The organism is Methylovorus sp. MM2, assembly GCF_001648895.1.
Taxonomy (GTDB): Bacteria; Pseudomonadota; Gammaproteobacteria; order Burkholderiales; family Methylophilaceae; genus MM1.
In genome coordinates this window covers 1,087,421-1,110,035 of the sequence record NZ_LXUF01000001.1, presented here as the reverse complement: position 1 = coordinate 1,110,035, position 22,615 = coordinate 1,087,421, and the positions used below count along the sequence as shown (strand labels likewise).

23 protein-coding genes are annotated in these 22,615 nt (G+C 47.6%); 3 read left to right on the top strand and 20 right to left on the bottom strand.

Going from position 1 to position 22,615, the window contains the following annotated elements:
* Window positions 1-7: 7 nt before the first annotated feature.
* The 19 genes from A7981_RS05240 to A7981_RS05150 form a co-directional block, all read right to left on the bottom strand.
* Window positions 8-733: an SPOR domain-containing protein gene (locus tag A7981_RS05240; protein ID WP_067264970.1), complete on the bottom strand. Its 726-nt coding sequence runs from the start codon at window positions 731-733 to the stop codon at window positions 8-10.
* Window positions 734-741: 8 nt separating this feature from the next.
* Window positions 742-2,037 (bottom strand): bifunctional tetrahydrofolate synthase/dihydrofolate synthase, encoded by a 1,296-nt coding sequence (folC, locus tag A7981_RS05235; RefSeq protein WP_067264968.1) that lies wholly within the window; start codon window positions 2,035-2,037, stop codon window positions 742-744.
* A 28-nt stretch (window positions 2,038-2,065) separates the two neighbouring features.
* A complete protein-coding gene (gene accD / locus A7981_RS05230; RefSeq protein WP_067264960.1) occupies window positions 2,066-2,938 on the bottom strand; it encodes an acetyl-CoA carboxylase, carboxyltransferase subunit beta in 873 nt (290 codons plus the stop codon).
* Between the two features lie 41 nt (window positions 2,939-2,979).
* Window positions 2,980-3,777, bottom strand: coding sequence for a tryptophan synthase subunit alpha (trpA, locus tag A7981_RS05225; protein ID WP_067264958.1), 798 nt, complete (start codon window positions 3,775-3,777; stop codon window positions 2,980-2,982).
* Window positions 3,778-3,798: 21 nt separating this feature from the next.
* Entirely contained in the window at window positions 3,799-5,001 is a 1,203-nt protein-coding gene (gene trpB, locus A7981_RS05220; RefSeq protein ID WP_067264953.1) for a tryptophan synthase subunit beta, read from the bottom strand.
* Window positions 4,988-5,611 carry a phosphoribosylanthranilate isomerase gene (locus A7981_RS05215; protein WP_067264951.1) on the bottom strand — a complete coding sequence of 208 codons (624 nt, stop codon included), beginning with the start codon at window positions 5,609-5,611 and terminating at the stop codon, window positions 4,988-4,990. The genes trpB and A7981_RS05215 overlap by 14 nt, the downstream gene beginning before the upstream one ends.
* 81 nt (window positions 5,612-5,692) lie before the next feature.
* A complete protein-coding gene (gene truA, locus A7981_RS05210; protein WP_067264949.1) occupies window positions 5,693-6,475 on the bottom strand; it encodes a tRNA pseudouridine(38-40) synthase TruA in 783 nt (260 codons plus the stop codon).
* Between the two features lie 88 nt (window positions 6,476-6,563).
* A complete protein-coding gene (locus A7981_RS05205) occupies window positions 6,564-9,581 on the bottom strand; it encodes a FimV/HubP family polar landmark protein (RefSeq protein ID WP_254258504.1) in 3,018 nt (1,005 codons plus the stop codon).
* A gap of 190 nt (window positions 9,582-9,771) precedes the next feature.
* Complete coding sequence (gene asd, locus A7981_RS05200; RefSeq protein ID WP_067264945.1) at window positions 9,772-10,884, bottom strand: aspartate-semialdehyde dehydrogenase; 1,113 nt, start codon at window positions 10,882-10,884, stop codon at window positions 9,772-9,774.
* Between the two features lie 16 nt (window positions 10,885-10,900).
* Entirely contained in the window at window positions 10,901-11,956 is a 1,056-nt protein-coding gene (gene leuB, locus A7981_RS05195) for a 3-isopropylmalate dehydrogenase (RefSeq protein ID WP_067264942.1), read from the bottom strand.
* Between the two features lie 51 nt (window positions 11,957-12,007).
* Window positions 12,008-12,646 carry a 3-isopropylmalate dehydratase small subunit gene (gene leuD / locus A7981_RS05190; RefSeq protein WP_067264934.1) on the bottom strand — a complete coding sequence of 213 codons (639 nt, stop codon included), beginning with the start codon at window positions 12,644-12,646 and terminating at the stop codon, window positions 12,008-12,010.
* Window positions 12,647-12,775, bottom strand: coding sequence for an entericidin A/B family lipoprotein (locus A7981_RS05185; RefSeq protein ID WP_067264932.1), 129 nt, complete (start codon window positions 12,773-12,775; stop codon window positions 12,647-12,649).
* A 67-nt stretch (window positions 12,776-12,842) separates the two neighbouring features.
* On the bottom strand, window positions 12,843-14,252 hold the full coding sequence (gene leuC / locus A7981_RS05180; RefSeq protein ID WP_067264930.1) for a 3-isopropylmalate dehydratase large subunit: 1,410 nt from the start codon (window positions 14,250-14,252) through the stop codon (window positions 12,843-12,845).
* A 60-nt stretch (window positions 14,253-14,312) separates the two neighbouring features.
* On the bottom strand, window positions 14,313-14,807 hold the full coding sequence (locus tag A7981_RS05175; RefSeq protein ID WP_067264929.1) for a YajQ family cyclic di-GMP-binding protein: 495 nt from the start codon (window positions 14,805-14,807) through the stop codon (window positions 14,313-14,315).
* 5 nt (window positions 14,808-14,812) lie between these two features.
* A complete protein-coding gene (locus A7981_RS05170) occupies window positions 14,813-15,124 on the bottom strand; it encodes a pyrimidine/purine nucleoside phosphorylase (RefSeq protein ID WP_067264928.1) in 312 nt (103 codons plus the stop codon).
* A 30-nt stretch (window positions 15,125-15,154) separates the two neighbouring features.
* Window positions 15,155-16,378 (bottom strand): argininosuccinate synthase, encoded by a 1,224-nt coding sequence (locus A7981_RS05165; RefSeq protein ID WP_067264926.1) that lies wholly within the window; start codon window positions 16,376-16,378, stop codon window positions 15,155-15,157.
* Between the two features lie 44 nt (window positions 16,379-16,422).
* A complete protein-coding gene (locus A7981_RS05160; protein ID WP_067264923.1) occupies window positions 16,423-16,725 on the bottom strand; it encodes a hypothetical protein in 303 nt (100 codons plus the stop codon).
* Between the two features lie 14 nt (window positions 16,726-16,739).
* A complete protein-coding gene (gene argF / locus A7981_RS05155; protein ID WP_067264921.1) occupies window positions 16,740-17,660 on the bottom strand; it encodes an ornithine carbamoyltransferase in 921 nt (306 codons plus the stop codon).
* A gap of 32 nt (window positions 17,661-17,692) precedes the next feature.
* A complete protein-coding gene (locus A7981_RS05150; RefSeq protein ID WP_067264918.1) occupies window positions 17,693-18,874 on the bottom strand; it encodes an acetylornithine transaminase in 1,182 nt (393 codons plus the stop codon).
* A gap of 311 nt (window positions 18,875-19,185) precedes the next feature.
* Here A7981_RS05150 and A7981_RS05145 point away from each other — a divergent pair, with 311 nt between their 5' ends.
* From A7981_RS05145 to A7981_RS05135, 3 genes are all read left to right on the top strand, one after another.
* Window positions 19,186-20,292, top strand: a complete 1,107-nt coding sequence (locus tag A7981_RS05145; RefSeq protein WP_067264915.1) for an SRPBCC family protein — start codon at window positions 19,186-19,188, stop codon at window positions 20,290-20,292.
* Window positions 20,289-21,158, top strand: coding sequence for a DMT family transporter (locus A7981_RS05140; protein WP_067264912.1), 870 nt, complete (start codon window positions 20,289-20,291; stop codon window positions 21,156-21,158). The genes A7981_RS05145 and A7981_RS05140 overlap by 4 nt, the downstream gene beginning before the upstream one ends.
* A 145-nt stretch (window positions 21,159-21,303) precedes the next feature.
* Window positions 21,304-21,972, top strand: a complete 669-nt coding sequence (locus A7981_RS05135) for a hypothetical protein (RefSeq protein WP_067264909.1) — start codon at window positions 21,304-21,306, stop codon at window positions 21,970-21,972.
* On the opposite strand, the gene A7981_RS05130 is transcribed toward A7981_RS05135, so the two are convergent.
* Complete coding sequence (locus A7981_RS05130) at window positions 21,969-22,610, bottom strand: response regulator transcription factor (RefSeq protein ID WP_174545136.1); 642 nt, start codon at window positions 22,608-22,610, stop codon at window positions 21,969-21,971. The genes A7981_RS05135 and A7981_RS05130 overlap by 4 nt on opposite strands.
* Window positions 22,611-22,615: the final 5 nt, after the last annotated feature.

The following is a 22,615-nucleotide window of genomic DNA, read 5'->3' as shown; positions in this document are numbered from 1 at the left end:
TAAAACTTTACTTATTCGTGACGATCATGCCGACCAATCCTACATCCTTAGCTTTAGCGAGCGCTTTTTCAGCATCCACCCTGCTGGAGAATGGGCCCGCACGCAACCTGATCTTTTCACCGCTGGCAGTAGGCAATTTTTCTGTGTAGGACTTAAGGCTCTGTGTCGCTAGCTTTTGCTGTAGCTGTTTCACATTCGCAGGGTCTGAAAACACACCAATCTGCACAGAAAAAACATCACCTTTGGCAACACCAGCCTCTTTAACGGCTTTTACAGCTGCATCTTTTTCTACAGGAGGTTTTGCAACTACTGTTTCTTTCTTAACAGGTGCAGGGGTTGGTTTAGGTGCCTCAGGTTTAGCAACGGGTGCAGGGGTCGGTACTTCAGGTTTTTTGACTTCAGCAAGCTCTGGTTTTGGCGGCTCAACTGGTGCAGGGCTTGCCACTTCAGGCGCATCTGTGGACTCTAGTGGCACTGATGATTCTAGGTCAGAAATTTCTTCTTGCGCTGTTGTGTCTGGGGTAAGGGGTACAATCTTGGAGGTAAACTCCGCGCCATCTTGGCTAGGGATACTAATCGCGATATCTTGCTGTGGCATCTTACTCGAACGATCATCCAGCACCATAGGCAGCACGGTAATCATCAGTAACACCAAGGCTATCGCGCCGACCAATCGCCTACGGGCACGTTTTTTAAATTGAAGTTCCTGCTCGTTCAAATTGTCTGGCGGCATTTCGAATCCTAGTGTTCGGAGTAAATCGCGGGTGAGGCCTTCATTACATCGGCCACAGTGAAGAATGAACCGCATACGATAATTCTATCATTTTCAGCGACATCTAAACAGGCTTGCTGATAAGCTGAATTGACACTGGTGAATTTTTTTACTTTAGCATCAGGTGATATCTGCATGATGATCTCGTCAAGCTGCACGGCTTTAGCACCTCTCACATTATCGATATCCGCCACATACCAACAGTCTATGTGCTCGACCACCTCAGCTACTACGCCCGGTATATCTTTATCGGCCAACATCGCAAAAATAGCGATCGTCTGCCCCTCGCATGTTGAAGAAGCCAAGTTTCCCGCGAGCGCTCTTGCAGCATGAGGGTTATGCGCAACGTCTAATAAGACCTCTGGGGTTTCAGCGATCTTTTGAAAGCGCCCGGAAAGGGAGACGTTATTTAGACCTTGAGTAATATGATCGATATTCACAGGAAGCTGAGGCTGAAGCACATCAATAGCGGCCATTACGGCAGATGCATTCATCAACTGGAAATCTCCAACCAATGCGGGAAATGGCAGATCGCTATCTGCTATTGTACCGTCAGCAATATAGCGCCATGATTGCGGCTGAGCCTTAAACGAGAAGTCACGTCCAATCAACCTTAAATCAGCATGAATCTGAGAAGCGTGACTCAGCAAAGAAGCGGGGGGATTCATATCTCCACAAATAGCAGGCACGTTGGACCTGAAAACTCCGGCTTTTTCGTAGCCGATATGCTCACGCGTATTACCAAGGAAATCCATGTGATCCATATCGATACTGGTCACGATACTGCATGCAGGATCAAACACATTCACAGCATCCAATCGACCACCCAGCCCCACTTCTAACACAGCGACATCGAGCCCTGCATGCGCAAAATGCCAGAATGCAGCTAATGTACCAAATTCAAAATAAGTGAGTGCAACAGCTTGGCGAGCGTGCTCTACAGCAGCAAAAGCATTGCATAAGTCATCATCGCTCACCTCTTGGCAAGCAACACGCACTCTCTCGTTATATCGTAACAAATGGGGGGACGCATAACAGCCAACACGATACCCAGCCTCATGGTAGATACGCTCTAACATGGCACAGGTTGAGCCTTTGCCATTGGTGCCAGCCACAATGATGACAGGGAAAATAGTATCGAGGTGAAGGCGCTGTTTAACTTCATTCACGCGCCCCAACCCCATCGCAATAGACTTGGGGTGCAACGCTTCAATATATTCAAGCCAAGCTGCCAAGCCATTTGGCAGCTTCGAGGGAGTTGTCACTGTGTAAGGTGTGCTAAATAAAGTGTATCTAGGAAATCGCGGGCTTATTCATCAAACTGGTCAGGATAGTCACAAATCGATCACGCATTTCGCGACGATCAACGATGATATCGACAGCGCCATGTTCCAATAAGAACTCAGAGCGTTGGAAACCTTCTGGCAGCGTTTCACGCACCGTTTGCTCAATCACGCGTGGGCCAGCAAAACCAATCAGCGCTTGCGGCTCGGCAACAATCACATCGCCCAACATCGCAAAGCTGGCTGACACACCGCCCATTGTCGGGTCTGTAAGTACAGAAATATAAGGCAAGCCCGCATTGCTTAAGGCAGTCAATGCAGCACTGGTCTTTGCCATTTGCATCAGCGAGAACAAGCCCTCTTGCATACGTGCACCGCCACTGGCGGCAACACATATAAATGGGGATTTCTGCTCAATGGCTGCCATCACGCCACGCACAAAACGCTCGCCGACCACTGAGCCCATGGAACCACCCATGAACTTGAACTCAAATGCTGCAATGACGACAGGCAAGGTCTTGATGCTACCTTGCATCACGATCAGCGAATCCGTCTCACCGACATCAGACTGCGAAGATTTCAAGCGGTCTGCATAACGTTTGCTATCCTTGAATTTCAAAGGATCAATAGGCTGCACTTCAGCGCCGATTTCAAAACGCCCTTCTTCATCCAAAAGCATGTTCAGACGGGCTCTTGCGGAAATGCGATTGTGATAATTACATTTAGGACATACTTCGGAATTACTTTCCAAATCAGTACGATACAACACAGCTTCGCATGAAGGGCATTTACTCCAGAGGCCTTCAGGCACGGTCTTTCGGCCAGCAGCGCCATCGTTACGATTGATTTTAGGTGGAAGAAGTTTCTGTAACCAGCTACTCATAATGTAATCCTTTATACAAACTCTTTAAGCGTGCATCTATTTCAAGCATCGATTGCAGCGCGTAATTCTGCGACGAGCGCACTCAGATTGGCGACGATATTTTGTTCAGTTGATTGTTCCATCTCTTGTACCATCCGGCTGCCAACAACAACAGCATCGCCAATATTACTAATCAGTTTAGCCGTTGCCGCATCGCGCACACCGAAACCTACGCCGATAGGCAGATCGGTTTTAGTACGAATAGCACTGACCTTATTTGCCACGTCTTCTATATCTAAATGACCAGCACCAGTCACCCCTTTAAGCGAGACATAATACACAAAACCATTGGCCTTGCTGACAATGGTCTCGATACGTGAAAGCTCGGTGGTCGGTGACAAGAGAAAAATGGGGTCAATATCACGTGCCTTCAAAAGGCCGACGAACTCAGTACACTCTTCTGGTGGATAATCGACGGTTAACACTCCATCAACGCCCGATCCTTTTGCCTTATCAGCGAAATTCTCAATACCCATCGCCTCGATTGGGTTCGCATAACCCATGAGCACAACAGGCGTAAGGTTATCTTTTAAGCGAAACTCTTTCACCATATCCAAAACATGATGCAAACCCACATGGTGTACCAATGCTCGCTCGCTCGCACGTTGAATCACAGGGCCATCTGCCATCGGGTCCGAGAATGGCACACCAAGCTCAAGGATATTAGCGCCAGAAGCAACCATTGCATGCATCAGTTCCACGGTCAGCTTTGGATGTGGGTCACCGGCAGTAATGTATGGAATCAGTGCTTTCTTACCTGCTTGCTTCAATTGAGCAAACGTTGTTTTTATACGTGACATGAGTTTTAAGGCTTTTAATTTTTAAAGAGTGATGCCAGAAAGTTTTGCGACCGTATTAATATCTTTATCACCACGGCCAGAAAGGTTCACTAATACGACTTGGTCAGGTGACATGGTGGCTGCAAGCTTTTCGGCATAAGCCAATGCATGGCTAGACTCAAGTGCAGGAATAATCCCTTCTGTACGACACAAGCTATGAAAAGCCTCCATCGCCTCATCGTCAGTAATGGCTACATACTCGGCACGCTTGATATCTTTCAACCATGCATGTTCGGGCCCCACCCCTGGATAATCAAGACCCGCGGAGATGGAGTGTGTCTCAATGATCTGTCCATCAGCATCCTGCATCAAATAAGTACGATTGCCATGCAGCACGCCCACCGAGCTATTTGCGGTCAGAGGAGCAGCATGCTTACCAGTTTCCATGCCATAACCAGCAGCCTCAACACCGATCAAACGTACATCTGGATTATCGATGTATGGGTAGAAAATACCCATGGCGTTAGAACCACCACCGACACATGCGACGACTGCATCCGGCTGCCTACCAAGCATCTCTTGCATCTGCTGCTTGGCTTCAACGCCAATGACTGCTTGAAAATCACGTACCATCATCGGATATGGGTGCGGGCCAGCTACTGTGCCAATAATGTAAAACGTATTCTCAATATTGGTGACCCAATCACGCATCGCTTCATTCAGCGCATCTTTAAGCGTTTTTGAGCCACTCTCGACAGGAACAACAGTAGCACCTAAAAGCTTCATGCGATACACATTCGGTGCTTGGCGCTTCACATCTTCGGAGCCCATATAGACCACACATTCAAGCCCCATACGCGCAGCGATCGTGGCTGTGGCAACACCATGTTGACCAGCGCCTGTTTCCGCGATGATACGTGGCTTACCCATGCGCTTGGCCAGCAATGCCTGACCTACTGTATTATTTACCTTATGCGCCCCAGTGTGGTTGAGGTCTTCACGTTTTAAATAAATACGGGCGCCACCGACTCTCTCTGACCAGCGCTTGGCATAGTAGATTGGACTTGGGCGGCCAACGAAATATTTAAGATCATGCGCAAATTCAGCGAGAAATTCAGGGTCATGGCGATAACGCTCGTACATGACGCGTAACTCTTCCAGTGCTTCAATCAATGTCTCGGCAACAAAAATACCACCATAAGGGCCAAAGTGGCCGCTGTCATCCGGCATGTCATATAACTGCATTGTTTACTCCTCGCATGAATGCGGCTATCTTCGCCGCATCCTTGATTCCTTTTGTTATCTCTACCCCACCGCTTACATCAACTGCATATGGTTTGACTTGCCTGATCGCCATTTCAACATTATCTGCATTCAAGCCGCCAGCAAGCACGATGGGTTTAGCTAGATTAGCCGGGATGATTTTCCAATCAAAAACCTGACCAGTCCCGCCAGGGACACCTTCTGCGTATGTGTCTAACAGTAACGCTTTGGCATCGCTGTAATCAGCTGCACATTGTACCAAATTTGTACTAGGCTTGACGCGAATCGCTTTCATGTAAGGCAATCCATATTGCCTACACTCAGCAGGCGTCTCATCGCCATGCAATTGCAGCAGATCAAGCCTCAACACTGAGCTGACAGCGCGAATCTCCTCCACACTGGCATCAACAAAAAGCCCGACAACAGAGATGAATGCAGGAATATCGGCAGCAATCGCAGCGGCTTGTTTAATGCTGACATACCTAGGGCTCTTGTCATAAAAAACCAGCCCAATAGCATCACAGCCTTGCTCTATGGCGGCGATGGCATCCTCCGAACGTGTGATGCCACAGATTTTTACGCGAGTTCTCAATGGAAAAATGTCTTATCGAAAAGGGTTTAGGGTAACTTAAAGACGTGCCAGTGTCACAAAAAAATAACGATATAAATCAACTTAAGGTAGCAGATTCAGATGACGCTGAGTATTGGGCAGATTCCAAGCCACATCATATTCAACCCCTGTGAGATAAAGTCCATCCGGCATAAAGGTTGGCGGTGACTTTGTCCTGTCTCGCGCCTGCAAGAGCTCTTTTATATAGGCTGGCGGATGTTTACCTTTACCGATATAAATCAAAGCACCGACCATATTGCGTACCTGATGATGAAGAAAGGCATTGCCACAGAAGTCGAACAACAAATAATCGCCAATACGGCTTACCATCGATTGGTAGAGATGCCTGATAGGTGACTTTGCCTGACAATCTGAAGCCCTGAATGCGCTGAAATCATGCTCACCTAGCAAGTAATTTGCCGCCTCTTGCATCAGCATTTCGTTCAAAGGCAAATGAAACCAACCTACTTTACCTGACATCACTGCAGGTGCGGTCGCATGATTAAGTAACAGGTATTGATAACTACGCCGCTTTGCGTCGAACCTTGCATGAAACTCGCCATCCACCAACTTTGCCCATAATACACGCAAGGATTTTGGCAGATTGGCATTGACACCTCGCACCCAAGCATCAATAGGCCGCTCGGTCAAAGTATCAAAATGTACGATTTGGGAGAGCGCGTGCACGCCAGTATCCGTACGGCCTGCGGCGATTACACGGATTTCGTGACCTGCCATGAGAGCAAGCGCCTTTTCCAATGCATCCTGCGCTCCGCAGAATGCTGGCTGGCTTTGCCACCCACAAAACTGGGAGCCATCGTACTCCAAGCCAAGTACGACCCTCATTTCAAAAAGAACCCTATTACCAACACATCATCCTTATAAAACAAAAAAGCCGGACTAAATAATCCGGCTTTTTCCTCACATGTGCAAATTAGCCTAGTGTTTTTAATATCTCTTCAGCACGTGCACGCTGTTGCTCACCACCCTCTTTCAGGACTTCTTCAAGCAATTCGCGCGCGCCTTCGTTATCCCCCATATCCATATAGGCTGTTACTAGATCCAGCTTAGTATCAACCTCGGAGGATTCTGAACTTACAGAATCTACTTCTTCTGATGTCGCAGGGTCAAGATCCAGCGTAATGCCTGATAGATCGATTTCCGGCAAACTATTATCTTCAGCCACAACATCTTGAGTCACAGCAGGCTCTTTTGTTTCAGCCTCCAAGCTACCAAAGTCGACATCTAGGTCTAGATCAAATGCGGCTGAATCAGCTGGGTTAGATTCAAAAACGATTTCATTATCTGTACTAGCATGCATGATTGTTGTCTTATCAAACTCAGGCAATGAAAGCTCTATCGTCTCATCTGCAATGATAGGCGCTACGATCGGCTCAGAAACTTTAGGAGACTCTGAAGCTTTTGGTGCATCAACTTCAGGTATCTCCAATTCAGATACCTGCATTTCAGGAAAATCGAAGCTGATTTCTTCTTCAGGTTTTTCTGTAGCAGGGTTTTCTGTAGAAAGCTCCGGCAACGCCTCCACATCAAAACTCGCTATTTCGTCAAATTCAGCAGCCGCTTCTTTTGGTTCCGTTACTGCAAGGTCAGGTAACGCTACAGACTCACTGGTTGGGGTAGAAAAGTCTGATAAATCAAGCTGTATCGTGTCTTCTGTTGCCTCTTCAGGGAGTGATGCTGGCGTATCTGATGGAAAATCAAGTTGGAAGTCCAATTCTGCCGCTTCGTCCTTAGATTCGGTTGCACCGAGGTCTATCAGGCCTTCAGGTTCAGTAGCGCCTTCTGTTGCTAACGCACCGCCAATGTCGAAATCAAGTGATTCCTCTTCTGGTGAGGCAGTAGTTGAAGTCGCTTCAGTGTCATCACCCAGCGAGAAGTCCAGACTTGTCTCTAAAGGCTCTTCTGCAGTAATGTCTTCAATCGCGCCGATATCTTCTGGTACGGATTGTTCTACAGCAAGCTCATCTACATCAAGTTTTTCGGCAGCACCAAAATCACTAGCATCTAAATCGCTGGCAAAAGGACTTGCATCAATAGCACTTTCGTCGACTTGATATAGTGGATTGTTTGGCTCAATCTGACGCCCAAGTACCGCAACTTTCGCCCATGTTGGGTCAGCAGAGCCTAAGGTTGAATATAATTCGCCGGCAACCGCCTCAAATGCAGAGGAATCTTTACGCGCTGCATACATTTCAAGCAATTTGAGATGCAACTCATAACGTTGCGGATCTTTAGTGATTGCGTCTTTTAATATTTCTTCAGCTTGCGCATCGCGTCCGTAAGCCATATAGACTTCTGCCTCAGCAATAGGATCGACATCATGTGTATCAATCATGCCGCTGCTTTGCGAGAAGTCAGCTAGGAATGAAGTATCGCCCCCATCCACGCCGCCGCCTAGCGTATTACCGAATACAGTATTCGCTTTAAGACCGCCGGAAGTCAGGATATCTTTTTCAAACCCATCCAGACTGCGCCTGCGTTTGTTACGGAGGAAGAACCACCCACCAGCCAGCAGGAGTAAGGCGCCCAAACCGCCACCAACGACGACTGGATCGATATCATCCAACAGGCTTGGCTCAGAAACAACCGGCTCTGGCACCACAACTTTTTTCGCAGGTACTTTCTTTTCCTGCTCAGGCTTTGCTGGTTCTGGTGTTTTTGGTGTTTCTGGCGCAGCAGATTCCGCTGGTGCCGGAGGTACTTCTGGCGCTATAGTTACCTCAGGCTTGGCAGGCTCAGGCGCGACCTGCTTAGGTGGCTCTACAGGTGCAACTGGAGGTGCTTTCACTTCTGGTGCCGGTGGTGTTGCCGCATTTTTTTGCAACTCAGCCATTGCCTGATTCTTGATCGCTAATAACTTTTGCATATCCGCCACTTGTTTTTCAAGTGCGGCGGTACGCTCATTCGCCTCTTTTACACTTTTCTCACGTGCAATGGCTTCTTCTTGCAGGTTATTCAGTTTGTCCTGAAGGTTTTTTGTTGCTGCTGAGTCGTTTTTCGATAACTTCACGACATCTCGCGGACCTGCAGGCGCTGGTGCAGCTTTATCTTCAGCGGCTGTAGTGATTTTTCCGCTACTTGCTGCTTTATTGCCAGCATCTTCACGCGCAGCAGGCGCTTCAGCAACAGCCCCTGCTAATTTATTACGGTACGCATTCCAATCAGCAGAATGCACACGGACTTGCTTGGCTGCCTCAGCTTTTGGCACTGCGCCCAATTGCTCAGCGCTCGGCACCTTAATAATCTGACCGACTTTAAGGCGATTCATGTTGCCATCAACGAAGGCGCCCTTATTGGCTTGATATAGACCAGCCAATACTTGCTCAAGACTTACGCCCTCGGGCTGCGCTTCTCTCGCAAGGGCGATTAAAGTATCGCCTTTTACAGTGGTGTGGGTTTCATTTTCGGTTGCTTCAGGTTTTGCAGCAACAGGGGCAAGAGGTGCTTTTGATTTCTTGCTAGGAGCAGTAACGCCATTAGACTTTTTTTCATCCACCATCGCAGGGGCGGCTGGTGCAGCAAGCGGCTGACTAGAGATACTAGTAGGATTAGCAATAGGCGAAGTTGTAGGCGCCTGTGCGTATCCTGGCGGATCTAATAACAAGGTGTATTCGCGAAGTAGGCGACCTGTAGACCAATCAACCTGAATCAACATATCTAGGAATGGATCAGTGATTGGCTGGCTGGAGCTCAGCTTGAGCAGTGCCGTACCATCAGGTTTCTTTTTGACTTCTAGCTTGATCGCCTTTTGCAATGCTGTACGTTCGATGCCTTGAACTGCATAGGCTTCATCAGGTGCAATAGCAGCACTTAGGCTTGATAACTCTTCAGGACCCGTTGCCAGCAATTCTATTTCTGCATTTAAAGGTTCACCGAGACCAGAGATCACTGTGAGCTTCCCAAGACCAGCTGCTTCAACAGCAAATGGCATTAATGCAAAACATACCGCTAGCGAAATTCGCTTTAATTTCGACTTATGCACCATCTCACCCTTATCGAACTATATAGTTGCTTTATTAAATTAACATCAAATAGTTAGAGATGCAAGCTCATGCCACACTTTATATTTAGACGCTATCTAAATAGATATAAATAATTTATAAAGATGGCAAAAAAACAACTTACCGCTCGATCAAAATCCTCAACATTCGACGCAGCGGCTCAGCGGCTCCCCACAATAATTGATCTCCCACGGTAAAGGCTGAAAGATATTGTGATCCCATGTTCATCTTGCGCAATCGCCCTACAGGAGTTTCCAGCGTGCCTGTCACGGCAGCCGGTGTTAACGCACTCACGGTCGCATTCTTTTCATTAGGAATCACTTTAGCCCAAGCATTCGCTTCAGCGAGCATGCTATTTATTTCATCTAACGGCACATCTTGCTTGAGCTTGATAGTCAACGCTTGTGAGTGACAGCGCATGGCACCGATACGCACGCATAGACCATCAATAGGGATCGGATTGGATTCACGACCAAGAATCTTATTAGTCTCTGCCTGCCCTTTCCACTCTTCTTTGCTCTGGCCGTTACCTAGATCTTTATCGATCCATGGAATCAGACTACCAGCAAGCGGCACGCCAAAATGAGAGGTGGGGAATCGTTCATCGCGCAAGATACCCGCGACTTCACGGTCAATATCCAATATGGCAGAAGCTGGATCAGATAATAAGTTTTGGGCAACACGATGTGCCTCACCCATCTGCTTGAGTAATTCACGCATATTTTGTGCACCAGCACCTGATGCAGCTTGGTAGGTCATGGAACTCGCCCACTCCACCAAATCAGCCTTGAACAGGCCATTCAGCGCCATCAGCATGAGCGATACAGTACAGTTACCGCCTATCCAGTTCTTTCCACCGTGCACCAATGCATCTTGGATTACATTGAGGTTTACAGGATCGAGAATGATGGTTGCGTCATTCTCCATGCGCAATTTGTTTGCGGCATCTATCCAGTGCCCTTGCCAACCATCAGCGCGCAACTGTGGGAATATCTCAGCGGTGTAATCACTCCCTTGACACGAGATGATGACATCCATCGCCTTAAGCTCGGCGATATCTTTTGCATCTTTTAATGGCGGTGTATCTTTACCAATCGCAGGGCCTTTGCCGCCCGGCTGCGAGGTGGTGAAGAAAACGGGTTCGATATGATCGAAATCCTGCTCTTCCAGCATACGCTGGATAAGCACAGATCCCACCATTCCTCGCCATCCGATAAAACCTACAGTTAACATGATTTATGTTCCAAAATTACAGAGCGGCAACGACTGCATCGCCCATTTCACTACATTTTACTTTCTTCGTACCGTCGGTATAGATATCACCTGTACGATAACCTTGCGCCAATGTTTTCTTAACAGCGTTCTCAATCCGTTGCGCATTGGCTTCATCGTTAAATGTGTAGCGCAACATCATCACCGCCGAAAGAATCGTCGCTAATGGATTAGCAATATCTTTGCCAGCGATATCTGGGGCAGAACCATGGCTAGGCTCATACATGCCTTTATTATTCTGATCGAGTGACGCAGAAGGTAGCATACCGATAGAGCCTGTCAGCATCGATGCCTCATCAGAGAGGATATCGCCGAAGATGTTACCTGTCACGATCACATCGAACTGCTTTGGCGCTCTCACCAATTGCATTGCCGCATTATCGACATACATGTGGCTAAGTTCGACTTCAGGATAGTCTTTTGATAGCTCGATCATCACCTGACGCCAAAGCTCTGTTGTCTCCAACACATTCGCTTTATCGACTGAGCAGACTTTCTTATTACGCTTCATTGCAATATCGAATGCGACACGGCCGATACGGCGAATCTCAGACTCGGTATAGCGCATCGTATTGATACCCTCGCGCTCACCATTCGCTAATGTTGTGATGCCACGTGGCTGCCCAAAATAGATATCACCCGTAAGCTCGCGTACAATCATGATATCCAAACCGGAAACCACTTCAGGCTTTAGGGTAGAAGCGCTAGCCAATTCATCATACAAAAGCGCTGGGCGTAGATTAGCAAACAGGCCTAGTTCTTTACGAATACGCAAAAGACCGCGCTCAGGACGCATATCACGTGGCAAAGTGTCATACTGCCAGCCGCCAACCGCACCAAGCAATACCGCATCAGATTCCTGCGCTAGTTTAAGCGTTGAAGCGGGGAGCGGATCACCTTCAGCATCGTAACCTGCGCCTCCAATGTGGGCTTCTTGCAACTGCAAATCTATATTTAAGGCATTAAGTACTTTTACCGCCTGCGCAACGATCTCTGGCCCGATACCATCGCCGGGTAATACTGCAATTTTCATAACCTTAAAATTCCTGAATTATTTCTTGATCTGTTTATAAATCAGCTTGCTCTAATTGAATAGCCAAGGCTGTGATGCTTGATGTTTGATCTCGAATGCTTTGATCTTATCTTGCTGCTGCATCGTGAGGCCAATATCATCTAAGCCATTTAATAAGCAATGTTTACGGAAAGCATCCACTTCAAAAGGGTAGGATTTACCACTTGGCGTGATCACAGTCTGCGCCTCAAGATCGATAGCCAATTGGTAACCGGATTGCGCTTCTACCTCTTGAAATAGTTCATCGACGATCTCAGCTGGCAATACGATAGGCAACATGCCATTCTTGAAGCAATTATTGAAGAAAATGTCAGCAAAGCTCGGTGCGATAATCGAACGAAAACCATAATCTTCCAACGCCCAAGGCGCATGCTCACGGCTAGATCCACAGCCGAAATTCTCACGTGCAAGCAATACGGAACCGCCCTGATAACGAGGCTTGTTCAAGACGAAATCCGGATTTATCTGGCGTTTGGAATTATCCATGCCCGGCTCACCATGGTCGAGATAGCGCCACTCATCGAAAGCATTCGGACCAAAACCAGATCGTTTGATCGATTTCAGGAACTGCTTCGGGATGATGGCATCCGTATCGACATTGGCACGATCAAGCGGAACGACCAAGCCATCCAATAAAGTAAAAGGCTTCATTTAATTATTTGGCGATTTCTGAATCTTCTCGCCGACCTTCTCTACATCTTTGCCTAGGCCATGCCAAGTATTGCATCCACTTAACATTACCACTGCTGCTAATGCCACGATCATAAATAATTTATTCATATTCTCTATACCTTTATTAAAATACAGCAGATTTAATCGATGTAACTTAATTTACCTCAACCACCATTTACATTAACTGCCGTACATCAACGAAATGGCCAGAAACGGCAGCGGCAGCGGCCATTTCTGGACTTACAAGATGCGTTCTACCGCCCTGCCCTTGCCTGCCTTCAAAATTACGGTTGGATGTTGAAGCACAACGCTCACCCGGCTCAAGGCGGTCTGCATTCATGGCAAGACACATAGAACACCCAGGCTCACGCCACTCGAAACCAGCATCCTTGAATATCTTATCCAAGCCTTCTTTTTCTGCTTGCGCCTTCACTAATCCAGAACCCGGCACAACCAAAGCCAACTTAACATTGGAGGCGATATGCTTACCCTGTGCAACGCGCGCCGCAGCTCGCAGATCTTCTATACGCGAATTAGTGCAGGAGCCGATAAAGACTTTATCGATCATGATATCTGAGACAGGCGTATTGGCCTCTAACCCCATATATTGCAATGCGCGCTCCCAGTCCTGACGTTGCACATCGCTATGGGCATCTTTAGGGTCAGGCACGCTGCCATTGATATCGATCACCATCTCAGGCGACGTACCCCAAGTGACCTGTGGCAATATACTTGCTGCATCGATATTAACAACGGCATCAAACTTGGCACCATCATCACTATGAAGCGTACGCCAATAACTCACTGCTGCATCCCACTGATCAGGTTTTGGTGCGAAAGGACGACCCTTGATATAATCGATCGTTGTGTCATCAGCCGCCACCATGCCTGCACGCGCACCCGCTTCGATTGCCATATTACAGAGCGTCATACGACCTTCCATAGTCAAACCACGGATAGCTGAACCTGCAAACTCTATCGCATAACCAGTACCACCTGCTGTACCGATTTTACCGATCACTGCGAGCGCAACATCTTTGGCCGTAACGCCCAAGCCCAATTCGCCTTCGACATTGATTTGCATCGCCTTGGATTTTTTCTGCACCAAACACTGCGTCGCCATCACGTGCTCGACTTCAGAGGTGCCAATACCATGCGCTAAAGCAGCGAATGCGCCGTGTGTACTCGTATGGGAATCACCGCAAACAACGGTCATACCAGGCAAAGTCGCCCCTTGCTCAGGGCCGATCACGTGCACGATACCTTGACGTACGTCATCCATCTTGAATTCGGTTACGCCAAAATCGCCACAGTTTTTATCCAAGGTCTCGACCTGCAAGCGTGAGATCGGATCAGTGATACCTTGAATACCGGTGCTGCGATCTGTCGTTGGCACATTATGATCAGGCACTGCCAGTATTGAGTTGATGCGCCAGAGTTTACGGCCAGAAAGCTTCAAACCCTCAAATGCCTGAGGGCTAGTGACTTCATGCACCAAATGACGGTCGATATAAATCAACGCGGTGCCGTTTTCTTCATGCACCACATGCGAATCAAACAATTTATCGTAAAGCGTTTTTTTCATTACAAATACCTAATATGGCGTGATGCTCATGCACCCGCGATTGCCTGTTTAGGCAGGCATCTAATCCCTAAAGTTTCCGAACTGCAACGGGAAGTCCGTAATCGATTTCTTCGCTGTTGCAATAGCATCTTGCAGCACATCACGCTTAGCGCCGGTTACGCGAACCGTATCACCCTGAATGCTGGCCTGCACTTTCAAACCACTATCTTTTAACAGTTTGACTAACTTCTTTGCCAACTCGGCATCGATTCCAGCTTTAATCTTTAGTACCTGTTTTACCTTGTTGCCAGATACCTTTTGCACTTCCTGATGGTCCAAACGTTTTGCGCTATCGGCTTCTTTCTTTTCCATAGCTGGCAGCAGGATATCCTTGATCTGATCCAGCTGAAAATCAGAATCGCCAAATAAGGTGATTAGGCTATCTTTCTCATTCAACTCGACATTGGCACTTGACCCTTTAAAGTCGTAGCGATTAGTGATCTGGCGAGCCGCCACATCGATCGCATTTTTAAGGGCAACCATATCTACTTCAGAACTAATATCAAATGAAGGCATAGGATTTACTCGAAATGACAAACGTAATCTAAGGTCTCAACAGTTTCAATATCAAAGCTGGAATTACCCGGAACTGTGAATTTTTCACCTTCCTTGTAGGTATGCCAAGCATCTTCACCTTTAAGACGTACTTTGCAAACACCCGTATTGATCTCCATCAACTCAGGAGAGCCTGTATTGAAAGTCAACGTGCTCGGGAAGATAACGCCTACAGTGCAGCGCGTGCCATTGGGGAAGAGCACTGTATGGCTCACGCACTTACCATCGAAATAGATGTTCGCTTTTTTCTTGACGCTTACATGATCAAATTGTGCCATTTGAGCTTCTCCTCTAACTATATTAGGTGACTACTTGTTCTTGTTTCTCAAATTTGCCGCAATACGCATACGTAGGGCATTGAGCTTGATGAATCCACCTGCATCTTTTTGGTCGTATGCACCTTTATCATCTTCAAAAGTGGCGATCGTTGGGTCGAACAGCGAATCGGTTTTACTATCGCGCCCTGTGACAATCACATTGCCTTTATACAGTTTGAGGCGCACCCAACCATTCACTGTATGTTGTGTCTGGTCGATCAGTGTTTGTAATGTCAAACGCTCGGGGCTCCACCAGTAACCGTTATAGATCATGCTAGCGTAACGCGGCATCAGGTCATCTTTAAGATGCGCGACTTCACGATCCAACGTAATAGACTCAATTGCACGGTGTGCTCTCAACAAAATAGTGCCGCCCGGTGTCTCGTAACAACCACGGGACTTCATGCCTACATAACGGTTTTCGACCAGATCAAGACGGCCAATGCCATGCTTGCCACCTAGACGATTCAGCTCAGCTAATAATGCATGTGGAGGCAATCGCTTGCCATTCAAGGCAACCGGATCGCCATGTTCATATTCAATATCCAGATACTCTGCTGCATCTGGCGCTTTTTCTGGCGAAACTGTCCAGCGCCACATATCTTCCTCTGCTTCAGCAGCAGGATTCTCAAGATGGCGGCCCTCGTAAGAGATATGCAGCAGATTGGCATCCATACTGTATGGGCTACCGCCTTGCTTATGTTTCATCTCGACAGGAATGCCATTTTTTTCGGCATAACCCAATAATTTTTCACGGCTTAACAGATCCCACTCCCGCCACGGTGCGATGATCTGGATGTTAGGGTTAAGCGCATAAGCACCCAGCTCGAAACGTACTTGATCGTTACCTTTACCAGTAGCACCATGTGAGATAGCGTCAGCATTGGTTTCACTTGCGATCTCGATCAAGCGTTTTGCGATCAATGGGCGAGCGATAGAAGTGCCTAGCAGGTATTCACCTTCGTAAACGGTATTGGCGCGAAACATCGGGAATACGAAATCACGCACGAACTCTTCACGCAAGTCATCAATGTAAATCTCTTTTACACCAAATTTTTTGGCTTTTTCGCGCGCCGGCTCAAGCTCTTCACCTTGACCGATATCAGCGGTAAAAGTCACGACCTCACATTGATAGACGTCTTGCAGCCATTTCAGGATGACGGAAGTATCTAATCCGCCCGAATAAGCCAGTACTACTTTCTTTACATCGCTCATTACTTCAATTCCCTTTTTCGCTTAATCTTTATCAACACTCAAACTTAATCTGCAAATAGCTCGAAAGCTACTAGAAAACTCACAAATACCATGATCACCATACCCAGCAAAAATAGCCGATCTGCATAGCGCTCGATGTTTAATAGCTTGTCCTTGTGGCGAATAGACCAGTACGATAAAAACGTACTCGCCATAAAAGCCAGACTGTCTATCGCCAGCAATTTATCTGCCCAGCTTGAGATCGCTTTATCCGGCGCCAGTTGAATAACGGAAATAACCGTCACACAAACACCTACCATCGTAGAGGCTACAGGTAGGATGTGATTTGAAAGCTCTTTAGATTCCATCACAAGGTTGCCTGTTAGGCTGAAACATACCCCAACAATAAATACTCCATCAATGCTTTCTGCACATGCAGTCGATTTTCAGCTTCATCCCACACCACGGAATGCGGGCCATCAATCACTTCAGCAGCCACCTCTTCACCACGGTGGGCTGGCAGGCAATGCATGAATAGAGAATCTGGTTTTGCGATACGCATCATGTCGGCATCGACTTGCCAATCAGCAAAGTCACGCATGCGCTCTTCATTTTCAGCCTCAAAGCCCATCGACGTCCAAACATCGGTAGTGACCATATCGGCATCACGCGCAGCTTCCATCGGATCAGCGAACTCTTCATAATGCGCATGCCCGTATAAACCAGCACGCTCAGGCTCAACTTCATATCCCGGCGGGGTGGATACATGCACATTAAAATCAAGCACTTCTGCTGCCTGAAGCCATGTATTACAGACGTTATTAGAGTCGCCTATCCAGGCAACTGTCTTCCCTTGAATCGGGCCACGATGCTCGATAAAAGTCAAAATATCCGCCAATATCTGGCAGGGATGATATTCGTTAGTTAGCCCATTGATTACCGGCACACGCGAGTTAGCAGCAAAACGCTCGATGATCTCCTGCTCGAATGTACGAATCATCACGATATCGCTCATGCGGGAAATCACTTGTGCAGCATCTTCAACCGGCTCGCCGCGCCCCAATTGCGAATCGCGGGTATTCAGGTAGATCGCCGAACCACCTAGTTGCTGTATACCGGCTTCAAACGACAGGCGAGTGCGCGTACTGGCTTTTTCAAAAATCATTACCAATGTGCGGTCAGATAAAGGCCAGTATTGCTGGTAGGACTTGAACTGATTTTTGATCCACAGCGCGCGCGCAAACACATGCTCGAGCTCATCTCGCGCCAAGTCTTTAAATTGCAGAAAATGTTTGATCGCCATATTTTTCAGCTAAATTTAATTACAGGCCAGAATTATTGACTCAAGAATTTCTTAATGAGCCCAACAAGGGTATCCACTAGATGCTTGGCATCGTCCTGCGTCAGCACAAGCGGCGGTAATAAGCGCACCACTTTATCGGCAGTGACGTTAATCAGCAACTTTGCCTCAAGGGCCTGTTTGACGAGCTCAGCACATGGGCGGTCAAGTTCGATACCGACCATTAAGCCAGCATTACGTATCTTCACAACACCGTTCACATCGGCAAGTTGCCCACTAAGCGCATGATTAATCCACGCACCTAGCTGATCGGCATGGGCACGCAGACCTTCTTCTTCGATGATATTCAGCGTAGCCAAACCAGCCGCTGTAGCCAATGGATTACCACCAAAGGTAGAGCCATGCTTGCCATAAGTAAATACATCCGCTGCTGCACCCAGCGCGACACAGGCGCCGATAGGCACGCCTGAGCCCAAGCCCTTGGCCAAAGTCATCACGTCCGGTGTGATACTTGTGTGCTGAAAGGCGAACCACTCGCCAGTGCGACCAATGCCACTCTGCACTTCATCGAGCATCAGCAGCCAGCCTTTTTCATTACATATATCGCGCAAGCCTTCTAGGTATGCTTTTACATCCTGAGGGATATTGACGCCGCCCTCACCTTGTATGGGCTCGACCAAAATCGCCACCACGTTGGGGTTATGTGCAGCAACTTGCTTAACTGCTTGAAGATCATCAAACGGCACACGCACAAAACCGCTAACCAGAGGCTCAAAGCCTGCCTGCGTCTTGCGGTTACCTGTTGCTGACAACGTAGCTAAAGTACGGCCATGAAAAGCCTTATCCATCACGATGATCTCAGGGTTCTCTATCCCTTTTTGATGCCCATACAGGCGCGCAAGCTTGATTGCGGCCTCATTGGCTTCGCAGCCGGAATTACTAAAGAACACGCGGTCCATACCGGCAATCGCACAAAGCTTATCTGCAAGCGCAGATTGCTCCGCGATCTCATACAGATTAGACACATGGATCAATCTTGCAGCCTGTTCGCTAATTGCCTTAACCAGTTTTGGGTGCGCATGCCCCAAACCGTTGACAGCAACGCCAGCCAAACCATCAAGGTACTTATTACCTTGCGCATCCCATAACCACGCACCCTCACCTTTAACAAAGGTGACTGGTTGCCTAGCGTAAGTATTCATTAAATGTTGCGACATTTTTTACTCTAAAGTTAAAAACAGAAACGGCGGCCAATGCCACCGTCTACAGTTAAAAAATCGTTTTGCATCAAGAGTGTGGAGGGTATCTTAAAACAAGGAATTTAGCAAGGAAAAACCCGCTTGAAACACTGCCAACACAAGCCTGCACGGTTATTTCAAAATACGCATAATTATAAAATATGCTTGAAAAAAAATCCGGTTAGGGCAAAATTCCAGCTTCACGCCGATTTGGCTTTAAAGGCTATGCTGATTTAATACTGGAATCAGCCATTCCCTCTGTAGATCACACGCTTAAATAGTTTCTTCTTATGATTTCATTGGCATCCGTTACCGCGCTGAAAAGACCATCGTTACCGCAGCTCCCCGTCTCGTGGTACGCAGACCCAAATATTTACGCTTTAGAACAAAAAGTATTATTCGCCAATGCGCCGCAATACGTTGGTCATGAGCGCATGGTACCAAATCAGGGTGATTACCATACACTGGATTGGATGCAGCAAGCGAAAGCACTTGTAAATAACGGCAAGCAAGTCTCTTTGGTCAGCAATGTTTGCCGTCACAGGCAAGCCATCATGTTGAATGGCCGCGGGCAAACGAAGCATATCGTATGCCCTTTGCATAGATGGACTTATAACCTGCAAGGCGAGTTGCTGGGTGCGCCACATTTTGAAGAGAACCCATGCCTGCATCTGAATAAGACTACCCTCAAAAACTGGAACGGCCTGCTATTCGATAGCTCACGCGATATATCAAAAGAACTTGCCCAGCTTGGTTGTAAGCAGGATTTTGATTTTACTGGCTACATGCTGGATAAAGTGATGGTCGAGGAATACGATTTCAACTGGAAAACATTTATCGAAGTCTATCTGGAAGACTACCATGTAGGCCCTTTCCACCCAGGATTAGGCAAGTTCGTTGACTGTAAACAACTCGAATGGGAGTTTGGCGAGAACTACAGCGTGCAGACCATTGGTGTTAATCAATCACTAGGGAAATCGGGCTCACCTATCTATCAGCAATGGCAAGAGCAGGTATTGCAATACGGCAACAATAAAACGCCCAAACATGGCGCGATCTGGATGGTGTATTACCCGTTTTTGATGATTGAATGGTATCCCAACGTATTGGTTGTTTCACATATCATCCCCCGTGGTACAGATGCTTGCACGAATGTGGTTGAGTTCTATTATCCTGAAGATATCGCTTTATTTGAACGCGCATTTGTTGAAGCACAACAAGCCGCTTACAATGAAACCGCGGTTGAAGATAAAGAGATTTGTCAGCGCATGCATGATGGCCGTAAAGCGTTGTACGCGTTAGGTGTCGATGAGCGCGGCCCATATCAACACCCCATGGAAACAGGCTTGGAACATTTTCATATCTGGATGCGTAAGCAGCTAGAACCACATCTGTGAGCATTCTCACAAAACTGAAAGACGCAAAACTCGGTAGCTTATGGATGCTGGTCGCAGCATTCTTTTTTGCCATCATGGGCGTATTGGTCAAGATAGGCGCGCAAAAATTCAGTGCCGCTGAGCTGGTTTTCTATCGCTCACTCTTCGGTCTGGTCTTCATCTACGCACTGACACGTATTCGCAGATTACCGCTAGCAACGCCTTTACTCAGCAAGCATATGTGGCGCGCAGTATTAGGCTTTATCTCCCTATTGTTATTCTTTTACGCGATAAGCGAATTACCACTCGCTACAGCCGTGACACTCAATTACACATCGCCATTGTTTATGGCCAGCTTGACGCCGTTCTTCTTAAACCAACGGCCAAAAAAGATACTATTTGCGGCCATCATTCTGGGGTTCATCGGCGTAACATTGCTGCTAAAACCAACATTACATATTGATCAACTGATCGCCGGGGCACTAGGCCTGTGCTCTGGCATTCTGGCAGGCATCGTGTACATTCATGTAGCGCAGCTTGGGCGTGCAGGCGAGCCTGACTGGCGCACCGTATTTTATTTCACACTAGTCTGCACGATAGGCGGGGCTTTATGGATGCTGCTACATCGGTTTACGCCTATTGATGGCTTAGATGCATTATTGCTTCTAAGCTTGGGATTGGTAGCCACTATCGCCCAACTTGCCTTGACGCGCGCATATCGCACAGGGCATCCGCTGGTCGTTGGTAGCCTAGCCTACACCACCGTCGTACTAGCTAGCTTGTTTGGTATCGTTCTATGGGGTGAGACTTTGTCTTTCGATAGCTGGTTAGCCATCGGCCTCATTATCATCAGTGGCATCATCAGCGTTAAAGCGGCTGCGCGTTAATCATAAAAGCGGCTATTGTAAAGTGGTTATTTCTGTGACGATTTTTGTCACCCTTACATAAAGATTTACTTTTAGTAGACAAGGGCTTAGGGAAGGCATACGCTTACCTTCCCGCGTTAATAACGCAACCTTCCGTTTACGCATCATGGCTAGACTTGATCTGAAAAAATATTGGGATCTGAAAAAATATTGGGTCTTATTGCCTATGGTACCGCTATCAGGCTGTATGGGTGGCAGCATCGCGCAGCAAGTCGCGTCATCGATCATTTCACACGTTGCTGACCAGAAGATATCAGATGCCTATGACGCAAGACTGTTAAAGCAGGCAGAAGAGAATCGTTATCAGCATGTGGAATTGAAAGATACCGTGCCGGATGAATATTGGGCAGTATTTGTCACCTCTGGGTTCAGAACCGTTCAGCCAATTGAAGATGCTGCTGCCAATAAAGCAGAAGCAGAGCAACCACCGATCAAAATGATCAGGCCAACGCGGGATATCGCAGCAAACAGTTATCCCGCAGGGTTAATCCAGGGAAATCAGCTTGTACAAGTTGAGGTGTGGGGCATGATACTTGGAGAAGAGAAACAGGCGATCCTTGAAAAAGCACGCCTGATGGGCGCTACAAGCTTACCACCGGAAAATGAATGGGCTCGCTGGCAAATGGCTAGTGGCGCATTGAACGGTGAGAACAACAAGCAAGTGATCTTTTTGATACCGCCTGATTTCGGCAAGATACGTAGCGGTTCACATACTGTAGTCGAAATTGCGGGCGCAGGCGAAATCAGTATCGCACGATATCTGGCCTCTAACTAAGGGTCTATCAGGCCTGACCGCATCGCAATAAGTGCGATCTCAGCAGAATTATTGGCATTGAGTTTCTGTTTGATGTTATACAAGTGCGTACCCACAGTGCGCGGCGATAGACTCAGTGTCTCAGCAATATCATTGGTAGTCTTGCCTTTTGCCAAGGCCATAAACACCTCAAACTCACGATCAGACAGCACATCTACCGGATTCGTCTCACCGGAGAGTTGCTGAATCGCCATTTGCTGGGCAATGCTTGCCTCAAGATATCGTTTTCTGCCTGCGACAGTACGAATTGCTTTTATTAACTCTTCAGCTGCACTGCGCTTAGTCAGATAGCCGAGTGCCCCTGCATTCAACACGCGTTTAGGGTGTACGGAATCTTCATGCGCTGAAAGTACGAGCAGGCGCGCATGACTATCTTTCGCCATGATGCGTTCGATTGCCTCCAAACCGCCGATTCCTGGCATGGTGATATCCATCACGACCACATCGGGGTGATGCTCCATGTACATCTTCACCCCTTGCTCGCCATTTTCAGCTTCGGCCACCACCTTGATGTCAGGCGCAGACTCGAGCAACATCTTGAATCCCATACGCACCACGGCATGGTCATCTACTAACATCACATTAATCACACCACTCATCGCAT

Excerpts from the sequence above, each read along its gene's own strand:
- A7981_RS05240 (WP_067264970.1), bottom strand. The coding sequence starts at position 733 with ATGCCGCCAGACAATTTGAACGAGCAGGAACTTCAATTTAAAAAACGT.
- accD (WP_067264960.1), bottom strand. The coding sequence starts at position 2,938 with ATGAGTAGCTGGTTACAGAAACTTCTTCCACCTAAAATCAATCGTAAC.
- trpA (WP_067264958.1), bottom strand. The coding sequence starts at position 3,777 with ATGTCACGTATAAAAACAACGTTTGCTCAATTGAAGCAAGCAGGTAAG.
- trpB (WP_067264953.1), bottom strand. The coding sequence starts at position 5,001 with ATGCAGTTATATGACATGCCGGATGACAGCGGCCACTTTGGCCCTTAT.
- truA (WP_067264949.1), bottom strand. The coding sequence starts at position 6,475 with ATGAGGGTCGTACTTGGCTTGGAGTACGATGGCTCCCAGTTTTGTGGG.
- A7981_RS05205 (WP_254258504.1), bottom strand. The coding sequence starts at position 9,581 with ATGCCATTTGCTGTTGAAGCAGCTGGTCTTGGGAAGCTCACAGTGATC.
- asd (WP_067264945.1), bottom strand. The coding sequence starts at position 10,884 with ATGTTAACTGTAGGTTTTATCGGATGGCGAGGAATGGTGGGATCTGTG.
- leuB (WP_067264942.1), bottom strand. The coding sequence starts at position 11,956 with ATGAAAATTGCAGTATTACCCGGCGATGGTATCGGGCCAGAGATCGTT.
- leuD (WP_067264934.1), bottom strand. The coding sequence starts at position 12,646 with ATGAAGCCTTTTACTTTATTGGATGGCTTGGTCGTTCCGCTTGATCGT.
- A7981_RS05185 (WP_067264932.1), bottom strand. The coding sequence starts at position 12,775 with ATGAATAAATTATTTATGATCGTGGCATTAGCAGCAGTGGTAATGTTA.
- leuC (WP_067264930.1), bottom strand. The coding sequence starts at position 14,252 with ATGAAAAAAACGCTTTACGATAAATTGTTTGATTCGCATGTGGTGCAT.
- A7981_RS05175 (WP_067264929.1), bottom strand. The coding sequence starts at position 14,807 with ATGCCTTCATTTGATATTAGTTCTGAAGTAGATATGGTTGCCCTTAAA.
- A7981_RS05170 (WP_067264928.1), bottom strand. The coding sequence starts at position 15,124 with ATGGCACAATTTGATCATGTAAGCGTCAAGAAAAAAGCGAACATCTAT.
- A7981_RS05165 (WP_067264926.1), bottom strand. The coding sequence starts at position 16,378 with ATGAGCGATGTAAAGAAAGTAGTACTGGCTTATTCGGGCGGATTAGAT.
- A7981_RS05160 (WP_067264923.1), bottom strand. The coding sequence starts at position 16,725 with ATGGAATCTAAAGAGCTTTCAAATCACATCCTACCTGTAGCCTCTACG.
- argF (WP_067264921.1), bottom strand. The coding sequence starts at position 17,660 with ATGGCGATCAAACATTTTCTGCAATTTAAAGACTTGGCGCGAGATGAG.
- A7981_RS05150 (WP_067264918.1), bottom strand. The coding sequence starts at position 18,874 with ATGTCGCAACATTTAATGAATACTTACGCTAGGCAACCAGTCACCTTT.
- A7981_RS05145 (WP_067264915.1), top strand. The coding sequence starts at position 19,186 with ATGATTTCATTGGCATCCGTTACCGCGCTGAAAAGACCATCGTTACCG.
- A7981_RS05135 (WP_067264909.1), top strand. The coding sequence starts at position 21,304 with ATGGCTAGACTTGATCTGAAAAAATATTGGGATCTGAAAAAATATTGG.
- A7981_RS05130 (WP_174545136.1), bottom strand. The coding sequence starts at position 22,610 with ATGAGTGGTGTGATTAATGTGATGTTAGTAGATGACCATGCCGTGGTG.